Origin of the sequence: Frateuria sp., from assembly GCF_035943815.1 — a bacterium.
In the GTDB taxonomy this organism is placed as follows: domain Bacteria; phylum Pseudomonadota; class Gammaproteobacteria; order Xanthomonadales; family Rhodanobacteraceae; genus Frateuria_A.
In genome coordinates this window covers 161343-173619 of sequence record NZ_DASZBU010000019.1, presented here as the reverse complement: position 1 = coordinate 173619, position 12277 = coordinate 161343, and the positions used below count along the sequence as shown (strand labels likewise).

Here is a 12277-nt window from a genome sequence, read left to right as displayed (position 1 = left end):
GCTCAGGCGGCCGCCGCCTGCGGCAAGCTCGTCGTGGCGGCGATGCTGTCGAAGAAGCGCGCCGAATGCTCGATCAGCGTGCGCCGCTCCTTGTCAATGGTGATCATGTGGTAGCTGTCTTCCAGCAGCAGCAGCTTGGCCGGTGCGCTGACGTTGCGCATCACCAGCTCGGCGTTGCGCACGCTGGCCACGTCGTCCTCGCTGGCGTGCGCGACCAGGCAGGGCGCGGTCACCTGCGGCAGCTGGCGGCGCACCTGCCGGGCCAGCTGGTAGAGGTCGGCCAGCGCGTGCCAGGGGTTGCCGAGCAGGCCGGCGATGGTGCTGTCGCCCGAATGCATGGCGGCGCTGACCTGCGCACGCAGGCGCTCGTCGCGCAGGCCGTAGGGCGGTTGCTCCAGGAACACGCGCTCGCGGCCCAGGCCGAGCTTCTTGAGCAGTGGCAGCACAAAGGAGAGCCGCGCCGACCAGGGAATGCTCCAGCCGTCGTAGCGGAAGGTAGCGCCGTACACGCCCACGCCGGATACCTGCTGTGGCCGGTCGGCGGCGAGCTTCAGTGCCAGCAGCGCGCCCATGGAGAGGCCGCCGACGAACAGGTGGTCGACCTTCTCCAGCATCGCGTCGGCGGCGCGTTCCACGCTGGCGTACCAGTCGCGCCAGCCGGTCGCCAGCAAGTCGTCGGTGTCGCCGCAGTGGCCGGCCAGCTGCATGCCGTGCACGGTGAAGCCGGCATTGTTGAGGCCTTTGCCGAGCAGCCGCATCTCCATCGGCGTGCCGGTCAAACCATGGATCAGCAGCACGCCGCTGCGGTTGCCTTCGAGAAAGAAATCAGCCTGGCGAATCACGAATCTACCCCATGGTGGATGGGGCCAAGCCTCGCACAAGCCCGTTTCATCGGGCTTTCGTGGATTCTTGCGGCGCCGTGGCGCCCAGGCGCACCAGCACGCGCTGCCCCACGCGCGGCGCCTGGGCGTCGTCGAGCGCGAGTACGCATTCGATCGTGCGGTTGTTGGCGCGCTGCTGCGGGTCGTCCTCCAGCGCGGAGGGGCCGACCACGCTGCCGATACGCACCACGTGGGCATGCCAGGGCGCCGCCTCGGGCGCGCCGTCGACGCTGACCAGCGCCGGCATGCCGACCTTGACTGCATCGATGTAGGCCTCGCTCAACTCCGCGCGCACGATGCGCGGGGTGCGCGGCAGCAGCACGAACAGCGCCCCGGACTGCGGCGAGACGCTGGCGCCAGGCTGCGCGGTGACCCGGATCACGTCGGCGTCGAGAGGCGCGCGCAGCGTGCGCTGCTCCAGTTCGAACCGGGCGCTGGCGAGCTTCTGCTCGGCCAGGGTCACGCCGGCGCGCATGGCGGTCTGCTGCGCATCCAGTTCGGCGGCCGCGTTGCGTGCGTCATCCGCGCTCTGTCCGTCGCCGGCGCCGGCCTGTTCGGCGGCGGCCAGGCGGCTGGCGCGCGAACGGGCGGCGGCGAGCTTGTCGCCGAGCAGCGCCAGCTGTGCCTTGGCCTGGTCCAGTTCGGACTGCGCGGAGGCCACCGCCAGGCGGGCCGGCTTCAGGTCCAGCGACGCCAGCGGCTGGCCGCGGCGCACCTGTTCGCCTTCGTGCACGTCGATCTGCGCCAGGGTGCCTTCGCGCGGCATGCCGATCTTGAGCAGGCCGCCCTCGACGTCGATGCGCCCCCGCGCCACCGCGGCATACGCCGGTCTGGGCGGCGCGGCGGCCGGGTCCTCGTGCCGGGTGCAGGCACCCAGCGGCAGCGTCGCCAGCAATGCGAGCAGGCAGGCGTGCCGGTGGGAAAAGATCATGGAGCGGTTCCTTGGATGGAAGCGAGGGCGGAGGGCATCCGCACATCGCTCAGTATGCGGCCGTCTTCCATCGCCAGCACGCGGTCGGCATGGCCGATCAGGCGCGGGTCGTGGCTGACGCAGAGGACGGTGGTGCCGTGATGGCGGGCAATGCGATGCAGGATGTCGATGATGACCTGGCCGCTGGCTGCGTCCAGTGCGCTGGTCGGCTCGTCGGCGAACAGCAGCTGCGGCTGCTTGGCCAGCGCGCGGGCGATCGCCACGCGCTGTTTCTCGCCACCGGAGAGTTCGGCCGGCTTGAGCCCCATGCGGTGCGCCAGGCCCACCTCCTCCAGCGAGCGCTCGGCCCGCTCGCGCGCCTGGCGGCGGGTAAGGCCCAGGTAATGCAGCGGCAGCTCCACCTGTTCGCGCGCGCTCAGCGCGGGAAAGAGGTTGAAGCCCTGGAACACGAAACCGGTGTGCAGCAGCCGGAAGCGCTCCAGCGCGCGGGCGTCCAGGCGGCTCAGTTCGCTGTCCAGCGCAAAGACGCGGCCCGAATCGATCTTCTGCAGGCCGCTCATGATCGCCAGCAGGGTGCTCTTGCCACAGCCGGACGGGCCGGAGATCAGGGTCAGCTCGCCCGGGTCGATGGAGAGCGAGAGGTCGTCGAGCACCTGGGTGCGCACGCGTCCGGACACGAACGACTTGGCGACGTGTTCGGCGCGCAGGGTGGCAGGGGCAGGGGTGGGGCTGGCCTGGGCATTCATCGCAGGAGGCTCGCAGGATCGGCGTGGCGCAGGCTGCGGACCGCCGCCAGGCCGGACACGCCGGCCAGGCCCAGCGCCAGCACCACGCAGGCCAGCGTCGCCGGCACGTTGAGCACCACCGGCACGTCCTGGCCGCGCGCCAGCATGAGCAGCACCGTGCCAAGCAGCGTGGCGCCGAGCAGGCCGAGCGCGCCGACCCAGAACGCCTGCTCCAGCACCACCCAGCGCAGCGCGCCCACGCCCACGCCGAGCGCGTTGAGGGTGGCGTACTCGCGCACCGAGCCGGCCACCGCCGCGACCAGGGTCTGGCTGGTGATCACCGCGCCGACCAGGAACACGATGCCGGCCAGGAACAGCACACCCGCGCCGGCGCCGGTGTCGAGCATCCAGTAGAGCACCGAACGCCGCGCGAACGCATGGGCGGTCCACACCTCGTAGGGTCCGAACGCACCGTCGCCGCGCAGGCGCCGAGCCACTGCGTCAGCCTCTGTAGGGTCGCTGAGGCGGGCGACCAGGTAGGTCGGGCGACCGGTGTCGGCCGGATCGGTGTCCAGCTCCCGCGCGGTGGCCAGCGAACTGACCACGTTGACGCCGCCCAGTGCGCGCAGGCCACTGCTGACACCGACCACGCGCACGGTATGTCCGTTGATCGCCGCGGTGCCGCCGATGGCGACGCCGAGCTTGCCGATGTCCGCGCGGTCGACGATCACCGCGTCGGGCTCTTCCAGCCGCGCGCGCAGCGCGGGCGAGAGCGCGTGCGCGAACATCATGCCCGTGGGCGATGGATCGATCCCCGAGACGTACACCGACTCGCCACCGGTGCCGCCGCCGCCGCGCCAGTCCGCGTCCAGCCACAGGAACGGCTCGACCGCCGCCACCGCCGGGTCCATCAGCAGGCGCGCCTCGATGTTCGGATCGATCGGGCGACCCAGGTTGACGCTCTGCGTACCCGGGTAGCCGACCCACAGGTCGGCGGCCGAGCCGGTGACGTAGACACTGGCGCTGCCGAAAATGCCCAGCACCAGCGCCGCCTGCAGCAGCTGCAGCAGGCCGGCGAAACCGACCGCCAGGATCGCCGGCAGGAAGCGCCGCCATTCATGCACCAGCGTCTTGCGGGCCAGGGCGACCATCAGTCGTGGCCCTTCGCAAGCGCGCCCTGATCGCGGGCCGGCAGCGGCGCGCCGCCCAGGGCCTTGAACAGGGCGACGAAGGCCAGTCCGCGACTGGCGCGGGCCTGGGCCAGCGCGAGCGCCGCCTGATCGCGGGCGATCGTGCTGTCGGCGCGGTCCGCGGGTCCGGCCAGGCGGAGCGCCACGCGCTGTTCGACGGCGGCATCGGCCTTCTCCAGCGCACTTGCCGCATCGGCGCAGCGGCTTTCGTAGTCGGCCTGCTGCTTGAGCTGGCCCAGCGCGGTCTCCACTTCGGCCACGCCTTGCAGCACCGACTGCCGATAGGCCAGCACGCTGGCCCGCAACTCGTGTTCCTTGGCGTGCGCCTGCGCCCTGCGCATGCCCCAGTCGAACAGCGGAATGTCGATCAACGGGCCCAGCGAGAGGATCGCGTTGTCGTTGGTGGGCCGATGCGACAGCAGGCCGGTGGACCAGGTCAGCGAGCCGCCGAGGGCCAGGCTGGGGTACTGGTTGGCGTGCGCCATCCCGGCCTCGCCGGCGGCGTGCAGGACCTCGGCCTCGGCCCGCAGGATTTCCGGGCGCGAGCGCAGCAGGTCGGCCGGCGCGGACTCGAGGCGCCAGGGGCCGAGCGAGGGCATGGGGCCGGCCTGGAGCCATGCCGGGTCTGGCTCGGCCTGGCCGAGCAGGATCGCCAGCTGTTGCGCGTTGGCGTCCACCGCCTGGCGCGGTTCGGCCAGGGCCGCTTCCGCCTGTGCGAGGGTGGCTCTGGCCTGTTCCACGTCCAGTGCGCTGGCCAGCCGCAGGCGCTGGCGCGCCTGCGCGACGTCCCACTGCCCGCGCCGTGCGTCACGGATGCGCTCCAGCCACAGCACCTGTTGCTGTGCCGCGCGCAGGTCGAGCCAGTCGCGCGCCACTTCGGCGACCAGCGAGACGCGGGCGCCGCGCAGGTCGGCCGCGGCGGCCTCCAGGTCGCCGCGCGTCATGCGCTTGTCGGCGGCGCCGCGGCCGAAGAAGTCCAATTCCCACAACGCGTCGAAGCCGGCCAGGAAGAACGAGGCGCTGGCATCGGGATCGAACGCATCCTCGGTCCGGGCGTGCAGTTGGGGCAGGTAGCGCGCGCCGACTTTGCGATGCAGGTTGCGTGCAGCGCGCAGGCGTTCCACCGCCTGTGCCACGTCGAGGTTGCGCGCCAGCGCCTTGTCGACGAGCGCGTCCAACTGCGGATCGCCGAACGCGTGCCACCAGCCGTGCAGGTCCACCGGCGCGGCGCCTGCGGCATCGGCGGCCGCATGGCGCCACTGGGCGGGCGCCGGGGCATGCAGATCCGGCAGCGGCGCAGTGGCGCAGCCGACCAGGAGGGTGCACAGGGCGGCGAGCGCGAACCCTCGCGGGCTGCGACCGCGCCATGGAGCGGGGTTACGGGAAAGGAAAGCTGGAAGCATGTGGCGATGTGGGCAGGGCACGGCGGTTCAGCTTACCGCCGCGGGGGGAAAGTGCACGTCCACACTCAGGCCGTGCTGTGCGGCGCGCCGGTAATGGACCCTTGCGCCATGGCGCTCGGCGATGCGCTGCACGATCGCCAGCCCCAGTCCGGTGCCCGCCTCGGCGCTGCCGGGCACGCGGAAGAAGCGTTCGCCCAGGCGCGCGAGCCATTCGTCGGGCACGCCCGGACCATCGTCCTCCACCCGCAGCCGGGCGCCGCCACCCGGCAGCGGCGCGAGGCTCACCGTCACGTTGCTGCCGCGGCCCGCGTAGCGCAGGGCATTGTCGACCAGGTTGTCGAGCAGCTCGTGCAGGCTGGCGGCGTCGCCCATCACCCGCAACGGGCCCTGTACGCCCTGATAGCCCAGGTCGATTCCCGCGGCCAGCGCTTCGGGCACGCGCAGGCTCACCGCTTCGGGCACCAGCCGGGCCAGGTCCACCGGCGCGTGCCGGGTCGGAGTCGCCAGCGGCGACTGCGCGCGCGTCAGCGCAAGCAGTTGCGCCGAGGTGCGCGCCGTGCGCAGGGTCAGCTGGCGCATGTGGGTGAGCGCGTCGCGCAGGTTCTGCGGACTGTCGTCCGCCAGCGCACGCTCCACGTGCAGGCTCAGGCCCGCCAGCGGCGTGCGCAACTGGTGGGCGGCGTCGGCGATGAAGCGCTCCTGCAGCGCCAGCGCATCGCGCAGGCGCGCGAACAGCGCATCGATGGTGCGCGTGAGCGGCAGGATCTCCTGCGGCACGTCGGCCTCGCCGATGGGCGTGATCTCCTGCTCGCGCGCGGCCAGCCGCGCGGTGAGCGGCTGCAGCACGCGCAACCCGTAGTTCACGCCGAACCACACCAGCGAGAGCACGCCCAGCAGCAGCAACGTCTGCAGCGGCACCGCCATCAGCAGGATCTCGCGCGCTCGGCGGCGACGGTCGCCCAGGGTTTCGGCCACGGTCACGGTCAGCGTGTCGGTCGGCTCGGCATCCGGATGGATGCTGATGGTTGCCGCGCGCAGGGTGTGCGCGCCGAGCGTGGACTTGTACAGCACCGGCGGCCCATCCGCCGCCGGGGGAGCGATCTGGTTGAACTGCGCATTGTCCGCCAGCCGGCCATGCCGTTGGCTGTCCACGCTGAAATAGCTCGGGCCTTCCGGGTCGTACTCGAGCAGGAATCGCGCCTGCCGCGACAGGTGGCCTTCGATGCTGCCCTTGCGCAGCATCTGCGCCAGCGACAAGGCGTTGTCGCTCAGGTCGCGGTCGTGCACGCGGTTCGAGTAAGCCAGCGCCACACCGTAGGTGAGCAGCGCGTCGAGCACCAGCAGCAATCCCACCGGGATCAGCAGGAAGGCCAGCAGGCGCCGGCGCAGGCTCGGCTGCGCCCAGCGCTTTGGGGGCGTTGACGGCTCAGCCACCGTCCTGGCCCTCTTCGAGCATGTAGCCCAGTCCGCGGATCGTGCGCACGCCGGTGCCGCAGCCGTGCAGCTTGCGGCGCAGCCGGTGCACGGCGATGTCCAGGCCGTTGTCGGTCAGTTCCTGGTCCCAGCTGCACAGCGACTCGACCAGCTGCGCGCGACTGGTCAGCCGCCCGACCCGGGTCGCCAGCGCGGCGAGCACGCCGAATTCGCGGGCGGTCAGTTCCAGCGGCGACTCGTCGATCCAGGCACGGCGCCCGGGCAGGTCCACGCGAAGGCGGCCGAGCTTCAGTTCCGGCGTGCCCTTGCTGGTCACCCGGCGCAGCAGCGCGCGCACGCGCGCCTTGAATTCGTCCAGCGCGAAGGGCTTGATCAGGTAATCGTCCGCGCCCAGGTCGAGCACGCGCACGCGTTCGTGCAGGCCCTCGCGGGCGGTGATCACCAGCACCGGGATCTCGCCGCCGCGCCTGCGCAGGCGATGCAGCACCTCGCTGCCGTCCAGCTTGGGCAGACCCAGGTCCAGCACCAGCAGGTCGTAGGGCGTGTCGTGCAGGGCGGCGTCGGCCCGCGCGCCGTCCTCGACCACGTCCACGGCGTGCCCCCCATCGCGCAGCGCCGCCGCGACGCCGGCGGCAATCGCCGTATCGTCTTCCGCTATCAGAACGCGCATGGCCGGGGCACGGGGCAGGTGGGGTCCATAGGGGCCCATTATGGGCTACGGGGGGCGTTATCGCTCGGCAGGCAGTGCCGAAGTCGCCTGGGATAAGGCACAGCGTCGGCATGCTGTGCCGGGACACTTAGTCTGACCTTACACTCGGCCTCGCAGAGGCGCGAGGCGAGACGGCCGTTGAATGCGGCTTCAGGTTGGACTTCACCGCGCGACTGCGGTGCCGGGCGTCATGCTTCGTGCGTTCCTTTCCACTGGATCGCCATCATGACGGCCCCTATGGACCCCTACCGCTGGGACCTCGGCCTCTTCCATGCAATCCATGCCGGCGCGCCGCCATCGCATGCCATGCTGGCATGGGCCCGCGCGCTGGCCGACGCTCCCCTGGTGCTGACGGCGGGCTTGCTGGGCGTGCTGATCCTGCTGCCTCGGCTGTCGATGCGTACGGCTGCCTGCCGGGCCTTCGCCGCGGCCATGCTGGCCCTCGCGGCCAACGGCCTGATCGGCCTGGCCTGGGACCGGCCCAGGCCCTTCGTGGCGGGCGTCGGCCAGGCGTGGATCGCCCATGCGGCGACCGGAAGCTTTCCGAGCGACCACCTGAGCTTGCAATGGACCGTCGCCGGCATGTTGCTGCTGGAGGGGCGCACGCGGCCGTGGGGTGCGGCGATCGCCGTGTTGGGGTTGCCCATGGCCTGGGCGCGCGTCTACCTGGGCGTGCACTATCCGAGCGACATGGTCGGCGCCCTGGGCATGGCTGCCTTGGCCACGGTGGCCGGCAGGGGCGTGCTGGGCCGGCAGCGGGCGGGCGCCCCGCGATCCGCTTCTGCGGGAGATCTCACTGGCCCCACGTTGCGAACATGACGATCGCCGCGGCTGCCATCGCCAACGTGGCCGCCCAGCCGGCAACCTTCAGCACCCAGGGCATCGTGAACTGTCCCATGACCTTGCGCCGCGAGCCCATCAGCATCATCACGACCATCAGCGGGACGGCGGCCACCCCGTTGATGACGGCGCTCCAGTACAGCGCCTTGACCGGGTCGAGCGGCGTCAGGTTGAGCGCGACGCCTATGAGGCTGGCCGCCACCAACACGCCGTAGAAGAACTTGGCCTGCTTGGGCGTGTATTCGAGCCCCGCCGGCTTGTGGATCGCATCGGCGGCAGCGTAGGCGGTGGCGCCGGCGAGCACCGGCACGGCCAGCAAGCCGGTGCCGATGATGCCGGCGGCAAACAGCACGAACGCCAGCCGCCCCGCCAGCGGGCGCAGGGTCTCGGCGGCCTCGGCGGAGGACTGGATGTCGGTCTTGCCGTGCGCATGCAGCACCACGGCAGCGGTCAGGATGATGAAGAACGCGATCAGGTTCGAGAAGAGCATGCCCACGGTGGTATCGATGCCGATCCGGCTCAGCGCCTGCGGCGCCTGCCAGGGGGCCTTCTTCAGCGGGATGCGCCGTTGGCTGGCGCGGATCTCTTCCACTTCCTGGGAGGCCTGCCAGCAGAACAGGTAAGGGCTTATGGTGGTTCCCAGCAACGCGACCAGGCCTACGGCATATTTGGCGTTCCAGGCTATCGGCGGATGCACGATGCTCCGCATGACATCCCGCCAGGGCACGTGGATCACCAGCACGGTGGCAACGTAGGCAAACAGGCTCAGCGTAAGCACCTTCAGGATCGGCGAATACCGCGAAAAGGGTATGAAAACCTGCAGCAGAAGCGACAGCACCGCGAAGAAGGACGCATAGACCAGGGCCGGGCCGCCGATCAGGAGCTGCAACGCCGCTCCCATGGCGCCGATGTCGGCGCCCAGATTGATCACGTTGGCGACGACGATGGATGCGACCAGGCCGTAGACCAGCGGCTTGGGGTAATGCCGGCGGATGCCGTCCATCAATCCGTGGCCGGTCACGCGCCCGATGCCCGCGCTGATCCCCTGGATCGCGATCATCAGCGGGATGGTCAGCAGGATGCACCAAAGCATCCCGTAGCCGAAGGCGGCACCGACCTGGGAATACGTCGCGATACCGCTCGGATCGTCATCGGCGGCGCCGGTGATCAGGCCTGCGCTGAACCGGCGCCAGAGGGGGGGCGGGGTGGGTGGACGATCGCTATCGGCTTGCCTGGCCATGCCGCTTCAACCTCCCTACCGACGGATGCAAAAAGCATCCGGGTACCCGCGCATGGGAGCCGTGAAACGGGCGCCGCTCAATATTCCAGGTGCACACGCAGGCCGATGAAACGGGCAGGTCCGCGGTCGCGGTTGTAGCCCGGATGGCGAATGAACTGGAAATCCGCCGTGACGGATGCGAACGGCGTCGCGGCGAGTTCGTAGTAGGCCTCGGCGATCTGCTCCGCGCCATAGTCCAGACGCCCGTCGCCCAGTACGAAGCCCGAGCCGCCGGCGGCCAGGTAGCGCCGGTGGTCGGGCGAGAGGCCGTTCACCACGAAGGCCAGGGCGATTTTGTCGCGGGGCCGGTTCCAGCGCGCGCCGGCCATCTGTCCGCCGAAGCTTGCGCTGCGGTCCGCCTCGGTGAAGGCGAACGATTCGGTCTTGCCATCGTTCCAGCCCCATCGCCCGAACAGCCCCGTGTCGCCGTCGTCGGCCAGCGGCAGGTCGAAGCCCGCCGCGATGCCGTACTTGTGCCGCCCGTCGCGGTCGTCCGAGCGGATGTCCGGTGTGGTTCCCTGCCGTGCCGCGCGCGCGAGGACCGTGCGATAGATGCCCATGCGTGCCTTGTTGCGAAACGCCAGCAGCCACGCGGAGGGGCCATGGGCGCCGGCTTGCCAGCTCAGTTGCAGGTTTTCGCTGCGAGCGCGGGAAATGGGACCCTCCAGCTTTTGCCCATTGGCCCGCGTCGGCATCTGGTACACGCCGTAGCGCCAGGTCCACGGCCCGCTGGCATAGGTGACCACGCCGCCGACCGTGTAGCCGCGCGTGTCGGCCGCGAAGTCCCATGCGAGGTCGTTGAGCAGGCCCCAGTTGAGGAACTGCGTGCGGGTGGAGTTCGCGTAGCGGCTCTGGTCGAAGTCGTCGTTCACCGCGAGCAGCCCGGCCTTGAAGCTCAGCCGGTGGTCGGCCTGCGGCCCGGGAAGCTGGTCCATCTTGCGCTCGAGTACGGTGGTGTCGGTTCCCAGCGGGACGTCGTAGGTGACGAACGCCCGCGCCACGTAGGCATTGCGGCTCAGCGAGCCGCCGCCGCGGATCACGTCGCCGTTGGTCAGGCCGGCCAGACCGGTGCCGTTGCTGACCCCTTGTCCGCGGAACATCTCGACGTCCAGGTAGACCGCCGCATGCGGCGCCACCGGCATGCCGAAGTACACGCCGAAGGTGTGGGAACGTGCCTGGTTGGCTTGCGCGCGCAGGCTCAGCGGCCCGGCATAGGGCGAATGCACGCGGCCCTGGTGCTGGTCGATGAAGGTGTACTGCGCACCCAGCAACTGCGGCACCCAGAGGCGGGGCTGCTCGTCGGCCATGGCAGGCGGGGCGAAGAACGCGGTAGCGAGGACCAGGGCGCTTGCGCGGAGGCTGGAACGCTTCATTCGGACGGCTCCGGGGATGGCTGCACGGCTAGCATGACCGACATCGCTGCGCCTCGATGTCCAGATAGCGTCAATGCCGTGACGCGGCGATGTCGCGGGCGTCCATTCGGACTCGAGCAAGGGGGTATGAAACCAGCGGTTGCTGCCCACACGCGTGACTTCAGGCCCATGTACTAGTGCGAACTTCACACTAACCTTCAGATCGACCCAGGCGGCGGTGCAGGCAAGCTGAGTGGACGATCGCGTCGGCCATTTGAAGAAGTTCCAGAAGGAGCTCTCCGCGGGCACCGTCTCGCTGGTGCTGCTGGCGGTGCTGGGGCAATCGCGCCAGCCGCTGTACGGCTACCAGATCGCCAAGCGGCTGGAAGAGCTGGGCGAGGGTGTGCTGGCGGGCAAGCAGAGTGCGTTGTACCCGGTGCTGCGCAACCTGGAGGCGGCCGGGCTGCTGGCCAGCGAGGTGGAGCCTTCGGTGAGCGGGCCGCCGCGCCGCTATTACCGCGTTACCAAGCCGGGGCGGGACGTGCTGCGCGAATGGGTCGCGGCCTGGAACGCCACGCGTGATTCCGTCGACAAGGTCCTTCAAGGAGAGGTGTGATGAACGCACCGCGCACGATCAACCAATACCTGGACCAACTGCGGGAGGCCCTGCGCGGCGCCGACCCGGCGCTGGTGCAGGATGCGCTCTACGACGCGGAAGAGCACCTGCGCGCGGAGCTGGCCGAACAGCCCGGGCGCGGCGAGGCGGACATGCTGGCGCACGTGGTGGGCAGCTACGGCGCGCCGGACGAGGTGGCCGAGCTCTACCGCGACCAGGAGATCAGGATCCAGCGCGCGTTGCGTCCGCCGCCACCGCCGAAGCGTCGCTCGCTGGCCGGACGCTTCTTCGGCGTGGCGGCCGACCCGCGCACCTATGGCGCGCTGTTCTACATGGTGCTGGCGCTGGCCACCGGCATCTTCTACTTCACCTGGGCGGTGACCGGCATCTCGCTGTCGGCAGGGCTTTCGGTACTGATCGTCGGCCTGCCCTTCATCGTGCTGTTCTTCGGCTCGGTGCGCGTGCTTTCGCTGGTGGAGGGGCGCATCGTCGAGGCGATGCTCGGTGCACGCATGCCGCGGCGCCCGCCGTATCCCACGCAGGGGCTGACGCTGATGAAGCGCATCGGGGCGATGTTCACCGATGCGCGCACCTGGAGCACGCTGCTCTACATGCTGCTGATGCTACCGCTGGGCATCGTCTACTTCACTCTCGCGGTAACGCTGGTCGCGCTGGCGGCGGGCTTCATCGGCGCACCGATCGCCTGGGCGTTCGCGCCGCGCTGGATGTCGGACGCGTACGTCAACGGCCAGCCCATGATCGACTGGGGCTTCGGCCAGCACATGCCCGGCTGGGGCGACGCGATCGTGCTGTGCGTGCTGGGCGTGCTGCTGCTGTTCGCCACGCTGCATCTGGCGCGCGGGCTGGGCCGCATGCATGGGCACCTGGCGCGACACCTGCTGGTGCGCGGGAGCTGA

The 12277-nt window shown here is 70.4% G+C and carries 12 protein-coding genes; 3 read left to right on the top strand and 9 right to left on the bottom strand.

The features are described from left to right. Positions 1–2: 2 nt before the first annotated feature. From VGU65_RS14555 to VGU65_RS14525, 7 genes are read right to left on the bottom strand one after another with little or no spacing between them, the layout of a single operon-like run. Positions 3–842, bottom strand: a complete 840-nt coding sequence (locus VGU65_RS14555) for an alpha/beta hydrolase (RefSeq protein WP_327476898.1) — start codon at positions 840–842, stop codon at positions 3–5. A 46-nt stretch (positions 843–888) separates the two neighbouring features. Then, positions 889–1812: an efflux RND transporter periplasmic adaptor subunit gene (locus tag VGU65_RS14550; protein ID WP_327476896.1), complete on the bottom strand. Its 924-nt coding sequence runs from the start codon at positions 1810–1812 to the stop codon at positions 889–891. Next, positions 1809–2558, bottom strand: coding sequence for an ABC transporter ATP-binding protein (locus VGU65_RS14545; RefSeq protein WP_327476894.1), 750 nt, complete (start codon positions 2556–2558; stop codon positions 1809–1811). Before VGU65_RS14545 ends, VGU65_RS14550 begins: the two co-directional genes overlap by 4 nt. Then, positions 2555–3688: an ABC transporter permease gene (locus VGU65_RS14540; RefSeq protein WP_327476892.1), complete on the bottom strand. Its 1134-nt coding sequence runs from the start codon at positions 3686–3688 to the stop codon at positions 2555–2557. The genes VGU65_RS14545 and VGU65_RS14540 overlap by 4 nt, the downstream gene beginning before the upstream one ends. Continuing rightward, positions 3688–5130 carry an efflux transporter outer membrane subunit gene (locus VGU65_RS14535; protein ID WP_327476890.1) on the bottom strand — a complete coding sequence of 481 codons (1443 nt, stop codon included), beginning with the start codon at positions 5128–5130 and terminating at the stop codon, positions 3688–3690. Before VGU65_RS14535 ends, VGU65_RS14540 begins: the two co-directional genes overlap by 1 nt. 27 nt (positions 5131–5157) lie before the next feature. Beyond that, positions 5158–6564, bottom strand: a complete 1407-nt coding sequence (locus tag VGU65_RS14530; protein ID WP_327476888.1) for a sensor histidine kinase — start codon at positions 6562–6564, stop codon at positions 5158–5160. Then, positions 6557–7234 carry a response regulator gene (locus VGU65_RS14525; protein ID WP_327476886.1) on the bottom strand — a complete coding sequence of 226 codons (678 nt, stop codon included), beginning with the start codon at positions 7232–7234 and terminating at the stop codon, positions 6557–6559. The genes VGU65_RS14530 and VGU65_RS14525 overlap by 8 nt, the downstream gene beginning before the upstream one ends. Positions 7235–7498: 264 nt before the next feature. Here VGU65_RS14525 and VGU65_RS14520 point away from each other — a divergent pair, with 264 nt between their 5' ends. Next, on the top strand, positions 7499–8092 hold the full coding sequence (locus VGU65_RS14520; protein ID WP_327476884.1) for a phosphatase PAP2 family protein: 594 nt from the start codon (positions 7499–7501) through the stop codon (positions 8090–8092). Here the strand turns inward: VGU65_RS14520 and VGU65_RS14515 are convergent. Next, complete coding sequence (locus VGU65_RS14515; protein WP_327476882.1) at positions 8067–9353, bottom strand: NRAMP family divalent metal transporter; 1287 nt, start codon at positions 9351–9353, stop codon at positions 8067–8069. The two genes, VGU65_RS14520 and VGU65_RS14515, sit on opposite strands and share 26 nt — an antisense overlap. Positions 9354–9430: 77 nt before the next feature. Further along, positions 9431–10765 carry a carbohydrate porin gene (locus tag VGU65_RS14510; RefSeq protein ID WP_327476880.1) on the bottom strand — a complete coding sequence of 445 codons (1335 nt, stop codon included), beginning with the start codon at positions 10763–10765 and terminating at the stop codon, positions 9431–9433. A gap of 232 nt (positions 10766–10997) precedes the next feature. On the opposite strand from VGU65_RS14510, the gene VGU65_RS14505 reads away from it, so the two are divergent. Together VGU65_RS14505 and VGU65_RS14500 are read left to right on the top strand one after the other, a co-directional pair. Continuing rightward, positions 10998–11360 (top strand): PadR family transcriptional regulator, encoded by a 363-nt coding sequence (locus VGU65_RS14505; RefSeq protein ID WP_231324850.1) that lies wholly within the window; start codon positions 10998–11000, stop codon positions 11358–11360. Further along, positions 11360–12277, top strand: a complete 918-nt coding sequence (locus VGU65_RS14500) for a sensor domain-containing protein (protein WP_327476873.1) — start codon at positions 11360–11362, stop codon at positions 12275–12277. Before VGU65_RS14505 ends, VGU65_RS14500 begins: the two co-directional genes overlap by 1 nt.